At 35.8% G+C, this 25,068-nt stretch carries 20 protein-coding genes and 1 pseudogene; all 21 read right to left on the bottom strand.

The window, feature by feature from the left end; translation table 11 throughout:
* Positions 1 to 13: 13 nt before the first annotated feature.
* Positions 14 to 793, bottom strand: coding sequence for a hypothetical protein (locus ACMZ42_RS21090; RefSeq protein WP_415732686.1), 780 nt, complete (start codon positions 791 to 793; stop codon positions 14 to 16).
* Between the two features lie 399 nt (positions 794 to 1,192).
* The gene (locus ACMZ42_RS21085; protein ID WP_415732685.1) at positions 1,193 to 2,059 is read right to left on the bottom strand and encodes a hypothetical protein; all 867 of its coding nucleotides are present in this window, start codon (positions 2,057 to 2,059) and stop codon (positions 1,193 to 1,195) included.
* Between the two features lie 12 nt (positions 2,060 to 2,071).
* A complete protein-coding gene (locus tag ACMZ42_RS21080) occupies positions 2,072 to 4,237 on the bottom strand; it encodes an RHS repeat-associated core domain-containing protein (protein WP_415732684.1) in 2,166 nt (721 codons plus the stop codon).
* Positions 4,238 to 4,358: 121 nt separating this feature from the next.
* Complete coding sequence (locus ACMZ42_RS21075; protein WP_415732683.1) at positions 4,359 to 4,760, bottom strand: SMI1/KNR4 family protein; 402 nt, start codon at positions 4,758 to 4,760, stop codon at positions 4,359 to 4,361.
* Between the two features lie 168 nt (positions 4,761 to 4,928).
* On the bottom strand, positions 4,929 to 5,450 hold the full coding sequence (locus ACMZ42_RS21070) for a hypothetical protein (protein ID WP_415732682.1): 522 nt from the start codon (positions 5,448 to 5,450) through the stop codon (positions 4,929 to 4,931).
* A 481-nt stretch (positions 5,451 to 5,931) separates the two neighbouring features.
* Entirely contained in the window at positions 5,932 to 6,504 is a 573-nt protein-coding gene (locus tag ACMZ42_RS21065; RefSeq protein WP_415732681.1) for a hypothetical protein, read from the bottom strand.
* Positions 6,495 to 7,052 carry an RHS repeat-associated core domain-containing protein gene (locus tag ACMZ42_RS21060; protein WP_415732723.1) on the bottom strand — a complete coding sequence of 186 codons (558 nt, stop codon included), beginning with the start codon at positions 7,050 to 7,052 and terminating at the stop codon, positions 6,495 to 6,497. The genes ACMZ42_RS21065 and ACMZ42_RS21060 overlap by 10 nt, the downstream gene beginning before the upstream one ends.
* 46 nt (positions 7,053 to 7,098) lie before the next feature.
* Positions 7,099 to 7,840, bottom strand: a pseudogene (istB, locus tag ACMZ42_RS21055) (IS21-like element helper ATPase IstB).
* A gap of 8 nt (positions 7,841 to 7,848) precedes the next feature.
* Positions 7,849 to 9,132, bottom strand: a complete 1,284-nt coding sequence (gene istA, locus ACMZ42_RS21050) for an IS21 family transposase (protein WP_415732680.1) — start codon at positions 9,130 to 9,132, stop codon at positions 7,849 to 7,851.
* 572 nt (positions 9,133 to 9,704) lie between these two features.
* Positions 9,705 to 10,148: a hypothetical protein gene (locus tag ACMZ42_RS21045; protein ID WP_415732679.1), complete on the bottom strand. Its 444-nt coding sequence runs from the start codon at positions 10,146 to 10,148 to the stop codon at positions 9,705 to 9,707.
* Between the two features lie 34 nt (positions 10,149 to 10,182).
* A complete protein-coding gene (locus ACMZ42_RS21040) occupies positions 10,183 to 15,720 on the bottom strand; it encodes a DUF4329 domain-containing protein (protein ID WP_415732678.1) in 5,538 nt (1,845 codons plus the stop codon).
* Positions 15,721 to 15,750: 30 nt separating this feature from the next.
* On the bottom strand, positions 15,751 to 16,149 hold the full coding sequence (locus ACMZ42_RS21035) for a DUF4280 domain-containing protein (protein WP_370079728.1): 399 nt from the start codon (positions 16,147 to 16,149) through the stop codon (positions 15,751 to 15,753).
* Positions 16,150 to 16,525: 376 nt separating this feature from the next.
* Positions 16,526 to 17,023, bottom strand: coding sequence for a hypothetical protein (locus ACMZ42_RS21030; protein WP_415732677.1), 498 nt, complete (start codon positions 17,021 to 17,023; stop codon positions 16,526 to 16,528).
* A 39-nt stretch (positions 17,024 to 17,062) separates the two neighbouring features.
* Complete coding sequence (locus tag ACMZ42_RS21025; RefSeq protein ID WP_415732676.1) at positions 17,063 to 18,160, bottom strand: pentapeptide repeat-containing protein; 1,098 nt, start codon at positions 18,158 to 18,160, stop codon at positions 17,063 to 17,065.
* Positions 18,161 to 18,175: 15 nt separating this feature from the next.
* Positions 18,176 to 19,708, bottom strand: a complete 1,533-nt coding sequence (locus tag ACMZ42_RS21020; RefSeq protein WP_415732675.1) for a phage baseplate assembly protein V — start codon at positions 19,706 to 19,708, stop codon at positions 18,176 to 18,178.
* Positions 19,705 to 20,349: a hypothetical protein gene (locus ACMZ42_RS21015; RefSeq protein ID WP_415732674.1), complete on the bottom strand. Its 645-nt coding sequence runs from the start codon at positions 20,347 to 20,349 to the stop codon at positions 19,705 to 19,707. Before ACMZ42_RS21015 ends, ACMZ42_RS21020 begins: the two co-directional genes overlap by 4 nt.
* 748 nt (positions 20,350 to 21,097) lie before the next feature.
* Complete coding sequence (locus ACMZ42_RS21010) at positions 21,098 to 21,895, bottom strand: hypothetical protein (RefSeq protein ID WP_415732673.1); 798 nt, start codon at positions 21,893 to 21,895, stop codon at positions 21,098 to 21,100.
* Between the two features lie 421 nt (positions 21,896 to 22,316).
* On the bottom strand, positions 22,317 to 22,838 hold the full coding sequence (locus ACMZ42_RS21005) for a DUF2247 family protein (RefSeq protein WP_415732722.1): 522 nt from the start codon (positions 22,836 to 22,838) through the stop codon (positions 22,317 to 22,319).
* A 536-nt stretch (positions 22,839 to 23,374) separates the two neighbouring features.
* On the bottom strand, positions 23,375 to 23,773 hold the full coding sequence (locus tag ACMZ42_RS21000; RefSeq protein WP_415732672.1) for a hypothetical protein: 399 nt from the start codon (positions 23,771 to 23,773) through the stop codon (positions 23,375 to 23,377).
* Positions 23,774 to 23,895: 122 nt separating this feature from the next.
* A complete protein-coding gene (locus ACMZ42_RS20995) occupies positions 23,896 to 24,261 on the bottom strand; it encodes a hypothetical protein (protein ID WP_415732671.1) in 366 nt (121 codons plus the stop codon).
* 169 nt (positions 24,262 to 24,430) lie between these two features.
* A complete protein-coding gene (locus ACMZ42_RS20990) occupies positions 24,431 to 24,880 on the bottom strand; it encodes a hypothetical protein (RefSeq protein ID WP_415732670.1) in 450 nt (149 codons plus the stop codon).
* Between the last annotated feature and the right edge of the window lie 188 nt (positions 24,881 to 25,068).

Genomic DNA, 25,068 nt, shown 5'->3' with positions numbered 1-25,068 from the left:
CGGTTTTGACTATTTATTCGGTGGTGTGTCGGTCTACCCGTCGTATCATACTGCCATTGATGACATCCCCTGGTAAGATTCTTTCAATCTCCTGTCCAAGTTCATTGTACTGCATTGACGCTGTCCAATTTTCTTGCTCTGAGCGAGAAGCTGTGATTTGTGACACATTTCCCATTTCACTACGAGCGACATCGATTTTTGCACCTAAGCTACTTGTAATCTGTGAACGGTTGCCTACTTCATCATAACTACTCGCAATCCAATGGTCATTCTGCCATTCCTTGATCACTTGTCCAGATAGGTCTCGCTCTATCTTTACGGTCACATGCTCATTTTCAGTCTCAATTAACGAACCATTTTTGTCATAGCCAAACGTTTCCCATGTGTCATCATAATAATCAGCTCGAATGACATTGCCTAAATTGTCATGCTGGTACACTGTCCAACGATTACCTGGTCGTTGAATTCTCTGAACCAATCCTGCCAGACTTCGCTCATACGTTTTTTCCATCTCATCAAAGCCGATTTCTTTGATGATATTGCCTTTCGTATCGCGTTCAAACTGATACGCTTCGCCTTTTTCATTGATGCCAGCGTTTAACTGCTCTTCTATATCATAGGTGAAATTGACTTTCTTTCCACCTTGTTCTCGAGCCTTCAAGCTGCCGAGAATGGTGTAATCAAAGGCTACTTGCGTATGGTTATCTTTCGCGAAAATGACATCATCATAGGCATTGTACTTTAATTGAACATCGTTACCATCTGAAAGATTTGCTCGTACAAGGCGATTCAAGCTATCGTAACGGAATTTCTCATTGGCCGGTATTCTTTAATTATTCTTCGCTCTTACTTATTTGTTCAAGTGCTAGATTTATACTTCAATCATTTCCTAAAATTCATTTTAAAAAAGAGTAGCAATAAAATCCGTTCAGGATTTATGCCACTCTTTTGATGTAAGTATAAATTTCTTTACAATAGTTACCAAGGTTTAATTTTGTACGAATCATATTGTGGTGTTTAAAACATGTAACAAATTCTTTTCTTTTATTCATAGAGATTGCTATTTTACACAACAGTGTAAGAATTTAAATTATGATTCAGAATGAAACGCTATAGCGTATTAGTATCTACTGAATTAAAAACTAATTAGATACGGTCTGTTTCTTTTATACTTTATCTCTATACAAAATTATCAGTTGTCTCTTATCCCAAAATCATTAAATTTGCTAAGGGTTTCAAGGTTAATATCATAGTGATTTTCTATTGGTGTATTAAAATATTTCATACTTTCCTTGTCAATCAACCATGACAATTTTCCATCTTCTATAAATGTGTTTGAAACTAATCTAATAGATTCTAGTGATTCTAGCTTATTTAAAAAATTTAATGATGGTATATTTCCACATGCTTCTATAGTTAAAACTTTCAAATTTGATAATGTGCCAAGAACCTCCCAATCATTAACCTTTTTACAATTTTGAATCCATAACTCTTTAATCGAAGAATTGTTTTTAATACCGTCAATTGACTCTAATTTTGATAAATATCGTAATTCCAACTGCTCTATTTCTTTTAAATCCTTTAATCCATCTAAATTTTGAATAGGTGACGACCAAATCTCTAATATCTGTAAATTTTTTAAATTTGTAAAATCATCAATATTCTTTTTTTTATAGTGATGAATTACTAAACGTTTTAAATTCACGCAGTCAAAAATGTTTTCAATCTTTTTGTTATACAAAATAAATAAATCTTGTAAATTTAAAAGCTTTGATAAATTCAGGAATTCTCCACAGTTCCCTTTTAAACTGAGATACTCTAAGTTAACTAGTTTTTCGATAGCTTTCAAATTTCCATAATCTTTTCTACCTAAATTTAAGTATTCCAATTGTGTTATTTCACTCAAAAAATTCACATTTGGTAAAAACTCCTCTTCCATTTCTAAAGATATTCCATTATTACCCTTTAATAAATTTTTTTCAATATCTATAGATTTAGATTCTTGGATAAACACATTATAATGTTTAAAATTAGTTTTTACAGTGACTACATCATACATTGATTTTCCCCCTTAAGGTTTACATTTAGTACCTTTCTTAATGTTCTTTCCAGGGCTGTTAATTTTATTAGATAGTTCTATTTCATTAGGATTATATTTCTTTAATTCGTATTTTTCTATTAAATCATCTTCTAATTTAAATAAATCTTTATCTGTTAAGGCATTCGGATCTTTATCTAAAACAGCTGGATCTAGTTTTCCTTTGTTTAGATGTTGATACAACCTCTTATAAAGATTTTTTGCCTTACCAACATACATTTTATTACCTTCTGGGAAGAAATAAACGCCACCTTTTTTTGCAAAAGGGCCTAATAACTCCTTTAAGTACAATCTATCCCCATATTTAGTTGGCTTAAATCCAACTAAATCAAACTCTGTCAGAGGATCATAAACATATCCATACAACGTAGGATTCCCACCAGCAAGCCCTATCGGGTCTTGTTGTATACACATCTCTTCACTTGGAGAATAGTATCGGAATCTGTTGTAATATAATCCGATTTCCATGTCTTCATACTGCCCTTGATAACGGAATGGAATAAAGTCTTTCCCACCAGTAAATTCATTCACTCTACCGTAGATATTAAGCTCAGCTGACCAAACCCTATTACCTTCTTCATCATAGGCTTCGATAGGCGTTCCTAGATAGTCACTAATAATACTGTAATTACCTTCACTCGTGATTTTAGCTGAAGGTACAAACCCATCATTAAACACCCATGTAACTAGATTATCTATTATTTTGGACTCAGTCTGTAAAGAAGATTCAACTTGATTTTCAAATTTATCTGAATCATTTTGCGAGAAATACTCATGGAGAATCGTATTCCCATCCCACACGAATCTTTTGGATTTTTCGTCAGAACACTTCTCAATTCGTCTGCCTAGCGAGTCATACTTGAAAGTAACTTCTGTGTTGTCTGGCTTGATGACCTTAGACATCATCCCATTGCCGTTATATTCGTACTCCCACGTATCACCATTTTTCTCAACCTTCTGAACAAGATTTCCTTCATCATCATACGAGAATGTTGCCTCTCTCGTTTCAAGTAATCTACTTCCGGCACCATAGACACGATCTGTCTTTTCTTTTGTTTCATACAAATTCCCTACATCATCGACACTCCGGTGTAAGAAATCAAATTGACCGCCTTGGTTGGACCAGACGAGGTTACTGAATTCATCGTAACCATAGGTAACTTTTACACCTGTTAACTCGTTTACCATGCTTCGTAAGCGATGATTGACGTCCCAATTATAGACGCGTCTTCGTGTATCACGGTTTTGACTGCTTATTCGATGGTTTGTTGGCCTACCTGCTACATCATACTGCCATTTGCTAATGACATCTCCGGGTAAAATTCTCTCAATTTCTTGGTCGAGTTCATTGTACTGCACGGATGCTGTCCAATTTTCTTGCTCTAAACGAGAAGCCGTGATTTGTGACACATTACCCATTTCATTGCGAGCGACATCGATTTTTGCACCTAAGCTACTTGTAATCTGTGAACGGTTGCCTAATTCATCATAACTGCTTGAAATCCAATGGTCATTCTGCCACTCCTTGATCACTTGTCCAGATGAATCTCTCTCGAACTTTACAGTCACATGCTCATTCTCAGTTTGAATTAACGAACCATTTTTGTCATAACCAAACGTTTCCCATGTGTCATCATAATAATCAGCTCGAATGACATTCCCTATACCATCATGCTGATATGCTGTCCAACGATCACCAGGTCGTTGAATCCTCTGAACCAAACCTGCCAGACTTCGTTCATACGTTCTTTCAATGTTATCAAAGCCGACTTCCTTAATGATATTGCCTTTCGTATCGCGTTTAAACTGATACTCTTCGCCTTTTTCATTGATGACAGCGTTTAACTGCTCCTCTGTATCATAGGCAAATTTAACTTTCTTTCCACCTTGTTCTCGGGATATCAAGCTACCCAGAATGGTGTAATCAAAGACTACTTGCGTATGGTTATCTTTCGCAAAAACGACATCATCATAGGCATTGTACTTTAATTGAACGTCGTTTCCATCTGAAAGATTTGCCCGTACAAGACGATTCAAGTTATCATAACGGAACTTCTCTGTGGCCCCTAGCGGATTGGTCGTTGTTGTGCAGTTACCACGACGGTCATATGTCCAGGTTGAACTTGTCCCGTCTGGCAATGTCACCTGACTTAGGTTCAGATCAGCATCATAAGCTAAACTATAGATAGATATAAATCTACATTTTTAAAAGTTTAGGTATTATTACGAAAGAACAAAAGGACCAAAGATTTGTTACAGATCATGATATTTTTGAATAAGTTTCTATTAACAATTCTTCTAATGAATTATATAATAACTCCACTTCCCCTGAATCATGCAGAAAAACCAATATTTTCCCTTGTTCATTCATTAGAATTGGATTCCCAGAACCATCATCTGAAATAACATATGAATTTTTTAGTAAAAACTCTAAACTTTCACCTTCATATTCTATGCCCTTAAAATCAAAAATTTCTTCTATAAATATCTTTCTAAATTTTAAAGTGATATCTATGACTGTTGACTTTCCGATTAAATCTCCGTTGTTAAAAGCTCGGATTGTTAATCCTCCATAAGCCCCTCCAAATAATTTAATAAATTCTATATATTGATCATTAAATTTTACATTTAAAATCTTCTCTGCATTTATTATTTCTTGCATACTTGCAGGATTACCAATAAGACTGCTATTTTCTTCTTTTTTAAAAAATTATTAATCTTTTTTAGAAGCTCTTTGTTCATTTTAAACATCCTCCGCTTTTTTTTTGATAAAGTTTTTTGCGCCCTATCATGCCAAAATTCTCTTTTCCAATTATCATTATCCAACTACCTAAAAAACTATAAACGCATCATTTTCAAAAAAAATAAACGCTTGGAGTAACTGATCTAGTGATGGATTTTCTATCTGATTATTTACATTGTCAATTACATCTTCAATACTTGCACCATCCAACGTTTCTATCCACCCATCTTTTTTCACTTGTTCCGGTAAAAAATCATCTGAATCGGGTGGAAAGTCAAAGCTATCTAATGAAAATATCCCCTTTGTATTTAAATTCCATTCTCTTAAATTTGCAGGAAGATAGAACCAAGTCTCTGGATTCTTTTCTGGATGCGATAACACATCCCTAATACTAATTAAATTCATTTTTTCTTTCATCATGTTACACCCACTTGTAAGTTTTTTAAATCCACCCTCTTGGTTTGGATGAAGACTGCCTTGCACCGGACCTGGAGCTTTATGTTGCCCCCTTGGAACGAGTTGTATCTTTTCTGGATTTTGTGCATTATGGTGCCAAGGAGGACTTGTATCCTTAAAAGCACCTCTAGGACCAGGTTGTACATGTTTCACTTAAAATCCACCTTTCCATTTTATTAGTTTTTAAGTACCTTTTACATAACCTTGTTCCTTAGCAAAATTAATTGCATCCTCCCTAAATTTCATCGTTAATTCAGAAGCATATCGCTTGCATTTACAGGTTCCTAACCTTTTTTCAATAATCCTTCATTTTTTTATAAATATATCCTAGAATCACTTCTTAATTTGTCATAACCATAGGTCACTCGTACACCAGTTAACTTACTTACTACATTCATATCCAAAAGGTAAATAGATTTAATAAAAAGAAAGAGTAGCAATAAATCCAGATTCTTGGAATTTACGCTACTCTTTTGATTATGTTTTGAAATAAATATTTTTTTGTAAGTATAGCCTCCATTTGCTGTTAATACCCTGCCTCGGAGGAATCAGAATAGTAAATATACAGGAAACAATACCACCAAAATTTAATAAATAAACCTTTGTTAGAGATAGGAAATTTAGTAATAAAATTTTAGTTAATTTCCTTAAAAACTAATGAATTTAAACTATATTGTTCTAAAGAATTTTTAATCACATTTGATATAAATATACTTCTTTCGTAATCTACACACCCATACTCAAGACCCTCCAACCTTTTCTTATCAAATATAGGCATGTAAAAATTATAATCCTTTTCTAATTCATCAAATGCATTAAATTCGGATTCTTCCCAATTAATACAATTAATAGTATTAGTAAAGTTAATTATTTTATAGTTATGTGGTATCTGAATCCCCTCTGAGTCTAAAAGATTAAATTCAATCCATTGAACATCATCATTAATACCTACTATTTCTTGCCATGTTTCAATAAATTTCTCACTCACCAAATAAATCCCCTTAGTCAAAATGATATCTTGTTTAAAAAATAAGTCTGTATCGCCATAAACAATAATATCAAAATAACTAATTTTTTCATCTAACGATACTCCATAATTTATCATCCATTTATTATTATTTGGATCATCAATGTTAAAAATCAAATCTTCATCAGTAATTGAAACATCAAAACTCTCAATAATATGGTATTTTACTTTTATCCGCATTTAATTTCTCCTGACATTAAACCTTTTCGTAAGTCATCCATTAAATCATTTACCCTATTTTTGTAAAACAAATCTCCTGCATTCAGAGCTTTGCCTTCTTTCAATATTCTATCAAGTTCCTTTCCAACATACTCATTATATTTTAAGTGTACTTGATTATAGCCATTGTGCAATGATCTATTAGGGTCCATTCCTTCAAACATTGGTAAATGAACAACGTTACGTGAAATTTTATCAACATCTATACCTGATAGTCTTATTGCATCATGTATAAACCCTGTCTTCCCATAGCCACCTAATGACTTCGGAATAATGTGATGCCTTTGCCACGCTTGAAAAGATGGTATTTCATCCATGATACTCCATAGCCCAAACGGATCAAATTGTGAATTACAGTCACTCACGTACCCATACAAAGTAGGATTTCCACCTGCAAGTCCAATCGGGTCTACTTGAGTATAATTCCCTTGTTCCGGATCGTAGTATCTGAATCGATTATAATACAGTCCTATTTCTACATCTTCATATTGTCCTTGATAACTATAAATGTCAACACCAATATGTACATTTTTGCTCGTTTAAGGGTGTACAAAATTACTCGTTTTCCGAGGTTAAATGATGCTTTAATCGGTATGAATCACCGACGATTGAGACAACGCTTGCGTGATGTAAAATACGATCTAAAATCGCGTTCGCTAGCTTTGGTTCAGGGAAAATTTCACCCCACGATTTGAAGTTCACATTCGTTGTGAAAATCGTGCTACGTTTCTCATAACGGGCATCAATAAGCTGGAAAAACAGTTTCGCATCCTCTGGATTAATAGGTAAGTAACCAATCTCATCGATGATTAATAATTTATATTTTGTATAGACTCTCTAGCCTGTTTTCTAAACGGGCTTTTTTCAGATTCTGAATTAAGTCATGGCACTTAATAAATTAGGTACTTGTTCGCTTTTTAGCTGCAGTAATGCCAATTGCTGTAGCCAGATGGGTCTTGCCGACACCACTTGGACCAAGGAATACAATATTCTCATTTTCTTCGATAAAACGTAGGCTTTGAAAATCGAGTATTTGTTGCTGGTTAATATTTGGTTGGAAATCAAAATTAAAATCCTTTATTTCCTTTAAATGCGGAAATGCAGCGACTTTCACCATCGCATGAATCATATTTTGCTCACGTACATCGATTTCATAGTTTGTCAATTTAATAAGTGTATCGATAAAAGAAAGCTCATTTTTAATGCTAAAGTCGATGACTTCATTCAAATGGATGCCCATTTGCTTTAATTTTAAATACTCTAAGTTTTGCTGTAGTTGCTGATAATTTGTACTCATTATTGAATTCATTTATACATTTCTCCAATCGCTGCTAAATTCCGTTTTGCTAAATCGTTAATATCAGGGTATTCGGGCATGGCCTTTGTAATCAGTTCACGATAATGTGCCTCTTGATAATTTAGTTTTGCTTCACTTATTTTGTGTTGCGCGATTAGTTCCATGTTATAATAAATCCATAATTGATTATCGTACACTTGTAGCCCTACTTTTTTGCCTTGATACCCCGGTGGTACGGAGTATTGATTGGACTTGTAGGAAATCATGCTGGATGCATTGACTTTCACAAGCGTATGGTTGATTCGATAAGAATCTCTTACTCGTTCAGTTGGTAGCTGGAGTAAGTGATTCTTTTCTTTTTGGAATTCTAAAATCGGAATTTTATTCGTTCCTTGATGAATTTCATGATTGATACGATTACACAATTTTTCAATATAGGCGTGTAATTCAGTTATGTTAAACTTTCCTTGATAGGCATGGATCTCATCCAAAAACTTCATCGTTGTCTCCACTTTTCCTTTTGTTTGTGGACGACCTGCTACACAAGGGTTCACGTTAAATCCAAAATCTCTCGCAAATTGCGCAAACTTCGCATTCACTTTTCCTACAAAATGTTCTGTTCGTGCTTCATCCATCACGGTTTTCATATTGTCAGTGATGAGTTCTTCTGGTACACCACCCATTTTTTCAAACGTGTCGGTTAAGAAAGCAAATAAAACTGCCTGCGATTTAGAAATACTCATATAGAAGAACCGCATACGAGAGTAGCTTAGCACTAACACGGCTACATTAATCTCCACCTGTTCACCATCACTTGTTTCATAAAGAATACTTTCTTTCCAATCCAACTGTGCTTGTTTGGCCATACGTGTTTCATAACGGATACCGCCATTCAAAGAAGATACACGCTCAGCTTTCTCAAAGTAAGCCTTAAATTCTGGCGTATTGGCCATATAGGTACGGAATGTAGATTGCCCACACTCTAAACCATGGTTGTCTTTTAAATACTGCCAAAGATTACGTCGATAATAAAATACCTGCTTAGAATCTTCTGATAAGAGGCTGGCAATAATCGGATAGAACTCATCAATTTTAGATGGCTTATTACGCTTTGTTTTTGGTATAAAGCCATTTAGATATTTATCGATTGTTCGTCGATCTACGCCTATATCCCTTGCTAATCTACTTTTATTAACCTTCATGTTTAAATGCTCCATTACTTGTTTAAAATTTGCTAAATCTGAAAGACTATTAATTTTAAATTCTGTCTCAATCTCTAATTGAATATGCATACTAACACCTCAGTATTAGTATGAAATGGAAGAGCATTTTTGTACATCGTTATTCAAGCAGGAATGTACATATTAAATTAGCATTTATACATTGTTCCACTCCCATTGAGTATCCCAATGATAGTATGGTTTTCCTGAATAAAAATCTCTTGCTGCTGTACTATTCATTCCTGCCGAGCTTGTATATCCATCTTTTAGTTGCATTTGATATAGAAGGTGTTCAGAATCAGCAAAACTTTTTACAGTAATGTCTGTAGCACCTGATTCTATTAATTTTATCGCTTGCCCAATAGTAGAAGATAGACCAAAAACATCTAATAATTTATTCGTATCACTTACATATCCATATAAAGTAGGATTTCCTCCGCAAGCCCAATCGGATCAGGCTGTGTATACATCCGGTTGCCACATTTCTAAATTCAACCATTTTTCACGAATAGAAAATTGAAAATTTTAAAGACTCGCCATGACTTTTCATGTCATAACGAGTCTATTTTTATACGGGCTTAGATTTTTATTTTTCTAAACTAATATCCCCTTTTTTAGGATCGATCCGATCTCAAAGTGACGAATTAAGCAGTGATATAATTCGATAACTCTTCCGTATGTTTAGAAATCCAATTTCTTTTCTTTAATTCAATTAACAATTCTTTAGTAGCAGCTTTTAAGGATTTTTCAAATTCTATCAAGTCGCATTCACATTCAGTCATTGATATTATTGTACCCTGTTTTGTTTGCACGAACTGAAATTTTAATAAACCATTTTTATTTACTACATCAGCTTTAAATGGTCCGTCAAAAAAACTTAATTGGAAGGTAGTCTCATCTGAATTGTTTTTTATTTTTTCAAAAGCTTGATTCCAATCAATCAAGACATCAACAATATAATCTATCCAATTTACTTTTTTTATTTTTGGAAAAACATTATTTCCGTAGGAAAAATACACCTCTCCAACAATCACATCCTGTTGATACTTTACTAAACTTGAAAGATTAATATTTACAATAACCCCCATCTAATACACCTCAGTGAAAATTTTTTGAATATTATCAACGACATTTTAGACTTTGGACTCCATTTTCATGATCATATTTCTTAAAACCTTCACTTGGTGTGCCTAAATAAGATGTGTGACCACTACCGAATCTTCCAACTGCACCGTCATGAACTCTGAAATCTGAACGTGAAAATTCATTACTTTTAAACCTTGCGTCTTCTGCACCGTGAGTATGATAATTACCAACTACTGCAGCACCTTCTGGAACTCTACTTAGTGCAGTTATTGGTTTAAAACCTGCCGTTGTTCCTTTTTTGGGCTTGGTAGTATAAAATTGTCCGTCTTTTTGGTATACAAAACCCCCATATTCTGTGTTTTGTTTTATTGATCTAGGATTAATATATTCCAAAACCGCTAATGCTGCCTCATCTTTTGTAGAATAGCCTTTTTTAGAGGCACCATAAGAGCTTTTCCTTAAACCAAGTGGGTCTATTAAAATATTTGGATCACCAACATACCCATACAATGTCGGATTATCACCCGCAAGTCCTATCGGGTCTTGTTGGGTGTACATGCCTATTTCAGGATCATAGTATCGGAATCTATTGTAGTATAAGTCCGTCTCCATATCGTGGTACTGTCCTTGATACCTAAATGGAATAAAGTCTTTCTCACCTGTGAATTCTTTCATTCGTCCATAAATATCAAGTTCTGCTGACCAAACCCTATTACCTTGTTCATCATACGCTTCTACAGGCGTTCCTAGATAGTCACTTATAATACTGTAATTACCTTCGTTCGTGATTTTAGCAGAAGGTACGAACCCATCATTAAATACCCATGTGACTAGATTGTCTGGTATTTCAGAGTTATTAAGTGAAGAATACTCCACTTGATTTTCAAATTCATCTGAATTATTCCGTAAGTAATACTCATGTAGGATAGTATCCCCATCCCATACGAATCTCATAGTTTTCTCGTCAGAACACTTCTCTAGTCGTCTACCTAGCGAGTCATACTTGAAAGTAACTTCTGTGTTGTCTGGTTTGATGACCTTCGACATCATGCCATTGCCATAGTACTCGTACTGCCACGTATCACCATTCTTTCCGACTTTCTGAATCAGATTACCTTCATCATCATAAGAGAATGTTGCCTCTTTCGTTTCAAGTAATCTACTTCCGGCACCATAGACACGATCTGTCTTTTCTTTCGTTTCATACAAATTCCCGACATCATCAACACTACGGTGTAAGAAGTCAAATTGACCGCCTTGATTGGACCAAATGAGGTTACTGAATTCATCGTAGCCATAAGTAACTTTTACACCTGTTAACTCGTTTACCATGCTTCGTAAGCGATGATTAACATCCCAATTATACATGCGTCTTCGTGTATCGCGGTTTTGACTACTTATTCGATGGTGTGTAGGTCTACCTGTAACGTCATACTGCCATTTGCTAATGACATCCCCTGGTAATATTCTTTCAATCTCTTGACCAAGTTCATTGTACTGCATGGATGCTGTCCAATGGGCTTGCTCTGAGCGAGAAGCTATGATTTGCGACACATTGCCCATTTCATTACGAGCGACATCAATTTTTGCACCTAAGCTACTCGTAATCTGTGAACGATTACCTAATTCATCATAGGTACTCGCAATCCAATGGTCATTCTGCCACTCCTTGATTATTTGACCAGATGGGTCTAGCTCCAGCTTTACAGTCACATGCTCATTTTCAGTCTCAATTAACGAACCATTTTTGTCATAACCAAATGTTTCCCAAGTGTCATCATAATAATCAGCACGGATGACATTCCCTAGAACATCATGTTGATATGCTGTCCAACGATCACCCGGACGTTGAATTCTCTGAACCAATCCAGCAAGACTTCGCTCATACGTTCTTTCCATATCATCAAAGCCGATTTCCTTGATGATATTCCCTTTCGTATCACGTTCAAACTGGTACGCTTCGTTTTTTTCATTGATGACAGCGTTTAACTGCTCCTCTGTATCATAGGTGAATTTAACTTTCTTTTCACCTTGTTCTCGGGATACTAAACTGCCAAGAATGGTGTAATCAAAGGCTACTTGCGTATGGTTATCTTTCGCTAAAATGACATCATCGTAGGCATTGTACTTTAATTGAACATCGTTACCATCTGATAAATTTGCTCGTACAAGGCGATTTAAGTTATCATAACGGAATTTCTCTGTGGCCCCTAGCGGATTTGTCGTTGTTGTGCAGTTACCACGACGGTCATACGTCCAGGTTGAACTTGTCCCATCTGGTAATGTTACTTGACTCAGGTTCAGATCAGCATCATAAGCTAAGCTTACCATATGGCCTTGCGCATTTGTCACTGTTTTAATTAAATATTGCTCATTATAGGAAAATTCAGTCTTCGTGCCATCTTCTAAAACATTTGCCTGCAATGTACTATCTTCATTATAAGTCCACTGACGGCTTCCACCCTCTGCATTTACAGCCTGAATCAACCTATCTTTCTCATCATACTGAGAGGATACGGTACTGCCATCTGCAAGAGTAATCGTTACTGGATTTGCCCACTCATCATAGCTATATGTCGTCACACGATCATCTTCATCTACTGTTTGCAGTAATTCAAAGTTCTCATTATATTCATAGCTTACTTCACTACCATCTGGATGAACAATTTTCGTACAGAGATTATCTTCGTTGAAATAATAATAACTCTTATGGCCTAAACTATTCGTAATTTCATTATAGCCCTCGTGATAAGAAAGCTCACCTGCAAGGACATTGCCATCTCCCCATGTCTTGATTACTCGTGCACCTGTAGTTGGACCATCGTAGCGCCAGAAGAAGCTGTTTTTATTGCGATCCGTTTTTTGCATCATTAAGTGATTAACATATTTTATATGCGTACTTTGCCCTAATGCATCTTGGATTTCGATTAAATCTTGACCTTCATTGTAAACATAGCGAACTAAGACTTCACTACTCATTTGATTACGTAAGGCGACTTCTGTCATTCTGCCTACCTCATTGGTCGTAACTTCGAGCACTCTACCAACACTGTCTGTTACTTGAGATAGGAAACCTTTAAGATTATACGCAAATTGAATATGATGGTCTTGCTCATTTTTTACTTCTTTTAATCGATATTTTGTTTCTGTTGTTTGTTCAAATACATAAATCAATCGTGTATCATGCTCAAACAAATGATACTCCTCACCTGTATTTGTTAAGGTCATTCTTTCTCGTTTGTTAAAATACGGCAAGTTTATTGGTAAAATTGGAAACCCAACTGCGCGACCATCCGTCACAACAATCCCAATCAGGTCATCTTCTTCAAAAATCTCTAAGGCTAGATCGTATGTAAAGTGCATACCATGACCTGTCAATCCAGTGCGACTACTATCACTGTACCAAGCGCGTTCCCATGAAAGAGGGATCGGTCCTGGTAGTTCAAAGTCGATACCTTCATAGATCATACGCCCTGTAATTAAATCAACGGGTTCAAAACCTCTTTTACAGAATTTTTTACTTAACCCTTGTGTACAATTAAATTTCTTTAATACTCCATGATTAAATTTCGTTAGCTCAGCTTTGGCCATAGCTTTCATTCCGTCTACTGCCTTCGACACAGCGAGCAATTCATCCATCGAAGAAATGACTTTATCTGCGGCCGTCTTCACAGCCTTAGATGCTTTGTTAGCTAGTTCCGCTAGTCCCTTTACTGCATCTAACGTTTTAGATATTTTCGGATAAGCTGCCTTCATCCCTTTTAGTAATGCTTTTGATCCATCCATAATCTTATCCGCAGTTTTTACAATTTTTCTCGCTTTATTGGCTTTATAGGCTACTTTTGCGGCATCACCAATTACTGGGATTGCCCCCGCTAAATTCATGGCTGCATCCATGTAATTCCCTCTTGCTAAGCTAATTCCTGCATTCGCAATATCTGCAAATGTACCGATGACAGGAATAAATCCAGCAACATCCAATGCTGCACTTACGCCATCTACTAAACTACTAAACCAGCCTTTCTTCTCTTTCTTCTCTTCTGCCTTTTGCGGGAAGATTAAGTCAACTTTCGTCGTAGCTTCGATTGCTTCTTCATTTAACTTCGGAGGTTGACTCTGCTTCTCTATACCTTCTTGCTCAATGAGCGTACTAATTAATTGTGTATCAGCGGCCATAATTACATGACTTTGTTCCTTGGCTGATATCGCAATCCATTCTTCCGCCTCTACGGCTAGCTCTTTCATACCACTAATTTCGAGTGTTTCATCGGCTGCTAGCATGATGGTACTGTTACTTTGAAATGTTACGCCATCTCCATCATCCATCTTTAAGTCCAATACTCCATCTACTGCACTAAAAGTAATATCACCAACACCTAATGTCACATCTTTCCCAACATTGGTCGCCAATGATTTAACGGTAGTGTCCGCCATTTTCTGCGTCTGCTTTTGCCCGCCCTCTGGTGTGGCTGGATTCACACGCACCGAGCTGATAACGATGGCTTCTTCTTCAACTGCACTTGGAAAATGCAATTGAGCACGCGCACCTATTTGAGGCATTAAATACATAACACCATTGGCATCTGCTGAATAAGCAAACCAATGCGCTTTTCCTTGATCCTGGCTTTTATCTATATCTAAATGAATTTTAACGGTGTTTTGCGTAACATCAATGATCTTTCCTGTAAACGCTGCACCAATGAGATCTAAATTACGTACTAACCGCTGACGAATACTTTTCTCTGGTTGGGCAGTATATTGGAACTTCAACACGCCATCATCAAGATGGGTTTCCCTAGCCGTTACGATATAGGAATTCCCCTTGAATTGCACCAACGTGCCCAACTCATGGGCCTCTGTGCTCTCAAACTCACAAAAAGTATAATCGGCTTCACTCACATCCGTACCATCGTTTTCAGTAATCAACCGGTACGCATCGACGTCCATACGTACTATAGACGGCAGATGGTCGATCGTTATGCTTTTTCTGCTTTGAGGTGTACCAAGCCAAAATCGAGCACCCTTTCCTTTTAAATCAGGAAAAACAACGGCGTGCAAACGGGAGGCCATTCTTTTAATAAATTCCCAATCTGTTTCTAAATATTGAATCGCAATACTACCAATGGCTTGACCGTTAGAAGCTTGGTCGATGTAATCCCCACTAGGATAGGCGCTTACGATGTTTTTTATTAACTGCACGTATGTCATGTTCGCATCTTGAAAAGAACGTGAGCGCTTTGCAATATCCATATTTGCTGTAAATGATACAGCCTCAACGGATACATAGTGCACCCCTTGTGATGCCTGCAACTCCGCATTATCAATTCTTCCTGAGAACAAAATGGCACTGTCTCGCCCAAATTTCACAACCACTTCATCTGTTTGATTGACCCGCTGAATATACTTTTGCGCTTGCTCTTCAGCGATCATTCCCGTAAAGTACAACCTCGCATGGTCATTGCCCTTATGTTTGATCGTTAGTTTATCTAAATGAATAAGTGGATAAGGCCACTCGAGCACAAGATCCTCATACGTACTAACCATGTGTACTTCCTTTTCTTCTAGCGATTTCATTACTTACCTCCTTTCAATCAACCTTGTCTTTTAAAAACCTTGTTTCGGTATCTCTACTTCCTCTTGACCGTCATGAATAATTTCGATTTTGCCTCCACCTGCTGAGCATTGGGTATGGCAGCGGCTTAATAACGCTTGCTTCCCCTCGATATTGACATTTTCCATTCCTTCCATCCAATCAATAGAGCATGTTGGTGTACACGGTTTTTCTAACTTTAGGCAAACACCAAAGGTTGGGATGTTATCAGGGTTTCGATCCCCTACATTCATGACGGCTTTCTCTTTAATATAAACGCCGTGGTCTTGCGGCAAATTTAAATAATTGAGGTGGCTACCATGTTCACATGAAATGATTGCTCCATGAACGACATAACTAAATTGCTCTTGTTCCGAACCTTCTGTTTCCAAACTTTCTACAACTTGAGCCATTAACTATCCTTCCTTTCATATCGATTGAACACTGTTTCAAACTACGACAGTGTTTTGGAATGATTTAGGCTTATCATCATAGCGTGTAGTTGATTTCCGTTCCGACTGGGCGCTTTGTTGCTGTCGCTTCGCTTTCGCACAGAGCAAAGCTTCCTGGGGGCGTCCGATGAGCCGCTTCGCTTTGCTCCAGGGTCTCGGGCCAACACGATGTTGGTCACGAAGGCGTTATCACAGGATGTGATGGTTTTAGTCTTCGTTCCCCTATTGCTAATCCCCAAGGAGTCGCCCAGTCTCCACTCCAATCAACTTATATAAATGAACATTAACAAATGTCATCCACAACTTTTGATAATGAGCCATGATTTATTAGAATGATCTATCGTCCTTGTAGTTTTACTCGTTGCAGCTGAATCCCGAGATATGGTCGTCGTAGCATACTTTCTGCCACATCTAAATTGACGATGGTGAATGATTCCTTTTTGCCGTCGACTTGAAAAATACAATCCAGTTCCACTTTCTTCGGGTCAATTACGAGCTCCTTTATTTGTCCGTCTGGATAATAAATCGTCTCATCGGAAATACAGTTCTTCTTTACAATGTCCATAAGCCAATGCACGCGTTGTGTTCCTTTCTTCACATCCGTAAAGACAATGGCTGTAAATTCTAAGTTGTCCTCGTATTTCACTAACAACCCTTTCAAATCATCCGATACGATTCTTCGAGGCTTCTCTAAATAATCCAGATATACCGCATTCTCTTTTTCTATTACTTCCCCGAATACAGATGAACAGACGAAGGTATCATCGAGGTCTGTTTTGAAAGGAATAATTGGATTTGTAATGCTTTGATCTTGCCGAACAATAAAATACTCCATTTTTTCCTCCTGTAACTATCATTTCTGTTGATTTCAAAGTTAATGAATCCAATGAATGTCTTTTATCTGGTCTGGGCTAAATAGACACTTCTCTTGATCGCGTTTAAAGAAGGTAGCTCCTTTTAAATTGGCACCTGTAAAATTGGCGCCTGCAATCTGTGCAAACTCAAATTTTGCATTTTCCAAATTCGCATGACTGAAATCAGTGCCTAAGTAACACGCAACTTCATCATCCGGAAGCATCAGTGTTTTTCCCTGTGCATGCGTAAAATTAGCGCCTGCTAAATTGGCATTTCGAAAATCAGCATCTTGAATGGCTGCATATGAAAAATCAACATTCGCTAAGCTACAATCTACAAAACTAGTACCGACGCAAACACTTTGTTTCAATGAAGCCCCTTCTAAGTCACTGCCATTGAAATCCGCATAAGAAAAGTCCATTTGGTCGAAAAGTTTTTGCTGTAACTGTAGACTTGAGAAATTTTCAAACGTATACGATTTATCCGTCTCATTTTTCCCTAACCATGAGACAAGATTTTGTTCCGCCCGTTCCCGTTCGTCCAGCATCGCAACATCTTCACTAAATCCTTTATATTCCCCGACACGAAATCGTAAACACGCTGCTCGTTGGAAATCTATTTCGGGTACGCTTTCTTGTTGATAGCGGAAGAGATAGCGCACCAATTGAATGATATACTGGTGAAACAGAATCACAGTCTGTTGAATAATTCCTCGAACGTCAGCTGCTTGTATAGCGAGATATGGTTTTCTTTCTTTTTCAAGCGTTTTGTGTAAATCTATAATCGCCTCACTAAGCCATTCCGCTTCATACTGGGCCGTACATTCTCCCCAATCGTAGTACCATTTTTCTCCATACGCTTCTAGCAAATACGTACACTTATTATCTAGTAATGATGTTCGCAGCAATGATAGATGAATAAAGGCAACTGGCGCTAACCTTCCCTGCTCTTGCTGATTTCTAATATTGGCAAACAGCTGTTCAAGTGCGTTAATGATTGGTTTTAATAAGATTTCCTTCTCTTGGCGAAACTGCCGATCAACCTTCTCTTGTAATCGGCTAATATGAACTGACACGCATTCATCCATAAAATGCTGTAATGCTTCTTCTCGTTTCATGCGTCCACATCCTCACTAATTTGCTCGTACTTCTGTTCCTTTGATCTCCATTTTGTCTTCCATCTTGATTGAACTGTCTTTACAAGTCATCTCAATTTTCTCGGTCGCATTAATCATAATTTGCTTCGCATTGATGGCTACTTTATCTGTTGCTTGTAAGGTAATATTTTTATCACTTATGATTGATATTCCATTATCATCCATAAGCGAAATCATTAATCCTCCACCAGATATGACAATCCGATCAGGTGCAAGTAGAATTTGTTTACCGTGCTTCGTTCTGAGCGTTTTGACATCTGGATCAGCCATCCGCGCTGGATCTTGGCGACTATCCTCTGGTGGTGCAGGTCTTGATCCGCCGCCACCTCCGCCTCCGCCACTGGCACTTCCACCGCCACCTGGACTAGGCGGGTTCGTCGCTGCTAACATCGAACTAGATTGTGGTGGTGCTTTTGATACGGAACTAATCGCAATCCCTTCATCCTCACGATTGCCTGGGAAATAGATTCTCACATTATCAGAGAGCTCCGGCATGAAGTACCAACCTGTATTATCTTCTGATGCATAGATCGTTGAATACGGAAACCAATAAGCTGTATCTTTATCTTGACCCTCGTCGAAATCAACATGAATACGAATTTTGTCCCCCGCAACATCAATTACTTTGCCTTGAATGGAGGCACCAATAATAGCTTGATTATAAGTAGTATGAACACTGAAGCCGTTCTGAGGTGTTAACGTGTAGATATGCTTGAACAAGCCATCTTTTAAAGTTGAGAAGATTTTATAGACAAATAATTTTTTTGATTGGAACGTCACTTCATTGCCTATTTTGAATGGTTGAAACGATTCTACTTCATAGTACATATAGTCACTATCGGTAATACCGTCGAGATGATTTTTACTGGACACAAGGAAATTGCCGATCGCCTTTTTAACTCGATAATTAATGGCCTCCATTTTTTGCGTGCCTCCAGCTTGAAACGGAACACCAAAGTAAAACTTTGCGGCTGGGTGAACCGTATCTGGCACCAGGCCAGTATGGAATCTTGATGCCATACGTTTAAGAAACTCCCAATCTGTCTCTATATATTGCATCGTAAAACGACCAATAGTAGCGCCCTTTGAGGCATAATCCATGAAATCTGCACCTTTTTGATCGGCAATACATGCATTTATTAATTCACTATAGGGCATACTCGCATTTTGATAGGTTTGGTTTATCTTCTTCACATCTAACACATACGTATGTGAAACGGCTTTAACCTCCAAATAATAGGTACCCAAAACCGATTTCACTTGTACATCTAACGCCAGCCCATTAAAAATAGGAATAGTTTGTCCACCACTACCGATTTGCAATACTTCAATAGCCGTTTCGGCATCGGTCATATATACATAGGAATCTTCGAGTTCATCTGGAATCACGCCCGTTAAATGCAAAGTAGCATGCTCATTCATTTGTTGCGTAATTTCGATTTGATTGACACGAATATTATAGGGCATCACGATGATATCTTTATACGTTAAGGCTGTTTCCTTATTCATTCGCCAACACCTTCTCCATCTAATAATTTGTTTTCAACCAAGATAGATTCCATCATGCCGTAAGCAATAGGTTTCCAAATATTCATCTCTTTTTTCAAACAATTAACCGAGCCCATCGTCACATTTTCGCCTACAATAAATAAAAACATTAAATTATAAATCTTGTTATCTAGTGCTGGCGAAATAAAATCAAAGTAACCAATTTGTAAACCGTTAACTTCATTCATGCCGCTATCCAACATTTTCGTAGTTGGCTGCGTTTTTTGAAGGATGTTCCTCATGGCCTCTGTGAAGTCTTCTAATTCCTCTTCTTTTACCTGTTGTTCCATGATTTTCAGCGTGACATTGATGGACGTACTTTCGCTTGTATAAATATAATCGGGTCTACGACTGGAAGGATATTTAATATCCATTAATTCAGGCTCCATCACGTCAAATGTTGCAGGCATGCACATCCGGATTTGATCCTCATAAAAACTTATTTCTTTAAACTCAATCGTTTCATCTTCAATCATGAGCTGACCATCTTTAATCGCTTTCACAATATCAGTATGTAATAATTGGCTTTCGATGTTCTCCATTCGTTTCTTCTGCCTTGCATGTTTCGTCATCTCAATAACTTCTTCATCCATAAATTTCATTGTTTTCGCTCCTTTATGTCGATTCTTTATTCGTTGACCTTGTATTTTCGCTTTCCTATTAAATAACAACGATTATTCAGGCCATTTTGTTATTAATTTAATTTTTTTCAGTAATATTCCAGTAATAAATACATTTATGGCAATATAACCATTAATTGGTTATTTTCATCATTAAATATGCTAATAAACCGTAGATAAAAAGTCAACATCCATAAGTTCTATTATTTGGAATAAACAAAAAAATAATCCTGAAGATCGGGAAAATTTGAAATTTAGTAGTTAGATTTACCGTGTGAGGAAAATATAAAGCGGAACTTTAATCATTGGGGTATAAGAACTTAGTACACTATTTAAATAGTCATCATCTTATATGAAAATACGAAAAAGCACTTGTCGCCTTTTATCGGCAATCAAGTGCTTTAAGTTTATATATTTTTTAAGCATATTAATATTCGTAAGTTTTATAAGTTATTATTTTCATATAACAGTATGACTTTTTTAACGCTTGGCACGTGTAATGAATAAATCCTTATGCTTAAATCTCGTGTGTTTGTTGCATATGACATTCATAAGTGGCCCTTGTAAGTAAAATGTCATCTCTCCTATTCTCGCTTTTATTACATTAGTATTAAAATAGCACCTCATGAATAGCACCTCATGATGGGTTAGCCTTCATGAGTTATTAATTCAAATACAAGGACTTATAGCCCACCCAATATCATAGAGTGCATTGGTAATTTTTCCGATCTCACAAATAGTCAACTACATTTAATATAGTGTCTTTTAATGCAACATAACTTAGTTCATTATAGGGCAATACTTCTTCGTAAATTTCTAAAAAGGCTTTTTTTAATTCTAATTCTCCATGTTGAGTTAAATCATCATCGTTATCGATTTTTTCAATTAATTCAAAAAATCTACCTAGCTTCATACATAAGTTCGATTCGATATTTTCATTTGCATTGACTTGGTAAACCGCATCTGGTAATAAATGGTCAATGGCCTTGTAAATCAAAATTCCCATCATCTCATTATTCTGTAAAACAACAGAAAAGTCTGAGGTTATCTTTATTTCAATGGAGAGGTTTGCTCTATCCCATTTTTCAGAATAGGATAGTAAAATATCCTCTTCAATATAGTACTCGGCAAAATCTGATAAACTACATTTGAAATTCCTTTCCTCACTTATTTTAATGTTCCCATCTCTCTCTTCCAATAAGCTTTTATCCATTTTTTCCTTTTTCACCATTATTGGTTCATTTAATTTTATTACCGCTCCTATAAAATTCAAATCTTCCATATTAAATAATATAGTATCTGAATCAGTCCACAGCCAATCAAAACTTCCATAACTTTTACTTTTTAATACTTCAATTTCGTTGTAATTTTTCTCTTTACCAATCCATATAATTTGACTCGATAAGTACCATCTTACATCAGTATTACTTATAATTTGTTTATTAGTAATATTTATTTTCATATTTTCATGGTAATATTTGCGTAGCAGGCTGCATGGTCCACCCACTTGGGGTTGGAAAAGCTCCATTTACAATTGCGTCTTGTGTGATTGGTTATCCGTCTGTGGGTTTATCACCAAAGATTTCAGCACCACTTGCTCTCCCTTTGTTCCATAGTTAGTAATTGTATTTCCTTTTGAACTGCCTTTGCTATCAACTATTACTACATTTCCTCCCTTCATATAAATTAGGGTCTATAAATTATTACCTGCAACATAAACTGAATCAAGATTGAATACTTTTTCCAATTATTTTCTTTTCCAAGTCTTCCATTATAGTTTCTTGCATATTTATTTTTTTCACTCATGGCTTTTTTACTAATATATAGAGATATTTTTACCACGAAGGTGATATTGGTATTAGCCAACAGTATAAGAGAATGCTTACTGTACACCTCTTCTGCTAGCAGTTACAAATATTTTGCAACCCGCTTCTAATCAAGCTTATAACCTAAAAGATAATATCGTTTTGTAAATATTGGTGTTCCTTGTTTAGAAAGTCATTAAATAAGTTTATTAATCTAGCTAAATTCTCATCTTTTGAGTATTGTGAAGGATTATACCCGTCTTTCGGAGGGAGATAATTAATAAAACTATCCATATCTTCCGGATAATTAAAATCAGCATATACTTCAGTAACTTTGTTTAATAACTCCTCGAAATCAGCTAGATGTTTCATTTTTAAATAAGCCAACATCCCAAATCTCCATTTTCGTTTTTCAAATTGCCAAACATCAGCACCTAGGTTCAAGTCATTGAAATGTAACTCGTTAAATATATTTACTAGTAAACTTTTGTAATCAAAATCATCCTCACCCCAAGCTAGCTGAATAACATTTTGATTACTTGTTTCTGGATGGTTAGTCAGAAATTCAACTGCATAATTCGTTATGTCACTATATTTTATTAGATCAAGTTCTAGTCCTACATATAGCGTAAGCCAATCGTACTTTATTTTGTTTTGCTTAAGAATATCTACAGAAATATTTATTTAAATCACCTTATCTTTATGGTCCTTTTTATCACCTAGCAATATGATTTTAAAACACATTAGATTGTTTAATTTTGTGTGTTGGGTGCGCTTAAAACATCGACTTACAGGGAAATGCCATGTCTATTCATACAGTAGGGTGTGTCTCTCAACATTAGAAACTGTATGCAAAGTGCTAGGTATTGACAGGCAAGATTTAATCGGAGTGCAGTAGTCATCTTGCCATAGTAATCGTTCTATCGTATGTAAAGTCGCGAAAAAATATATAAGGTAGGGAGAAAACAAAAATTGTCTTTTTAAACATCGAAGTAGTGGTAATTGATGAAAAATGGTTCCTTTACTAGTATGAAAGAGCATTAAATAAGGTATATGTTTAATGGTTGTTATTCGCACTAAATAATTTGATAAAAATTTATATAGGCTTTATATGGGTTATCCCTATTATATAAATAACAAGCGTTTTATTCGGCACCCCACCTTATTTATTTGAAAAGGATGGTAGCACAACTAGCAAAATTCTAGTAAATAATTATTTGTGGTGCAATTGCTGAAATTACTTCAATAATATCATCTTCGGTAATAAATACATAATGCTCTATATTCTTATCAGCAAATTTTTCACAACTCTCTTCATTGAACCATTTTACAAATGAAGAATTGTTTGATTTATATATAGGCCATGTAAAAAAGTCATCTCCGTATTCTTCTGACCAATAATTGCTAGATTGTAACATATCCCCTTCATCCGTCATTCTACAAGTCAAAGCTGCTTTTCCAAAAATAATATCAATTTTTTCGTCATTTTTACTTTCAAATTGTATTTTTAATCCGTTCCTATCTTGCAAAAGGCATTCTAGCCAAATTTTATTAGGAAACTCATTTAAAGGTTGCCATTTTTGCCAATGTTCTTTTTCCATAATTTCACCTCTTCTAATAGTAAATTTCTAACATACTTAAAACCAGTCGCCGATTCAATACCGTTAACTGGCTGTAGAATAGGGCGTCTATCACGGTACCTTATCTCAATTAAGGTTATTAATTATACTTTGTCAATAAATATATCAGTACATACAACTTCCACATTTAATGGTGGCATTAAAATATTACACTTTAATATGTTTTTTTCATCCTCAAACTCCACCTCACTGATTTCAATATTCTGAATAAAATAAGGAATCTGAGGTTTAGCTAATTCTTTTAAAGGTTTTAATCTATCCTCTACACTTGTAATAAATAGAAATTTTGAACAACCAGTGAATAGTAATTTTACATTATAATCTGTGTCCTCAAACATAATAGTAATCTCGTCACCAAAAAAGTTAGTGTCCATTTGCAATACTCTTGCATCCCAATAATGTATAGTTTCAATTTCGCTTTGTATATGCTGCGCTTTCAAATTAATCACCTCACTTTATATAAGGTATATAATCATTTGTTTTTTTCAATTTAAGTAATCCTAACTAAAATGTCATCTGGTCTTAATCTCGTTTTCTTAGTATTGGACGACGCTATACTTCATGGCGATACAATCTACATTCGGATTCAACCCCCAAATCAATACTTTTTTATTTTACTCATCTTTCATATACAGTAATGAATAATTCTCCGTCCTCTTCCTCAAATAGACTTACTACTATCTCCCGATTTGGGAATCTGTTCTTAAAGCTAAGTGACCAAAATATTTTAAGAACCTCTCCTAAAGCTTGTATTTGCTCCTCTAAGTTCTTATCCTCATCAACATAAATATGAAAAAAATCTCTAACTTGATATAAGTTCATCATTTTTTCTATATTAACTTTATTATTTTGACATTCCTTCTTCCACATATCGAAATTTTTTTCCGAAAACTTATCTTTTAATAAAAAACATCCTTCGACTTCAATAACATCCGGATAAAAAAATTTCGCAAATCCAAGTGCTGTTTTTATATCTGATTTCATATTTACATAGCTCCACCATGTAAATTTTCCTTCATTAGCATCTTTAAACTCCATAAATTCTCCATTTATTTCATCATTGAACAATGAATATCACACCCTAATCTTTTTATGGAATAATTTTAGGTACTTCAGATAGATCAGCTGGTCGAACCTCGTAACCATTTTGAAACTTCACCCTTGTCTTTGACCATCAGTACCGTAAGTCGTATATCTATACAAGTACGCGAATAATTACAACTTGACACGGAGCCTCTACTCGCATGATTCGGTAT

The organism is Lysinibacillus sp. NPDC056185, from assembly GCF_047737915.1.
Classification (GTDB): domain Bacteria; phylum Bacillota; class Bacilli; order Bacillales_A; family Planococcaceae; genus Lysinibacillus.
The sequence above is the reverse complement of the archived record's forward strand: the minus strand, read 5'-3'. Positions and strand labels throughout refer to the sequence as shown.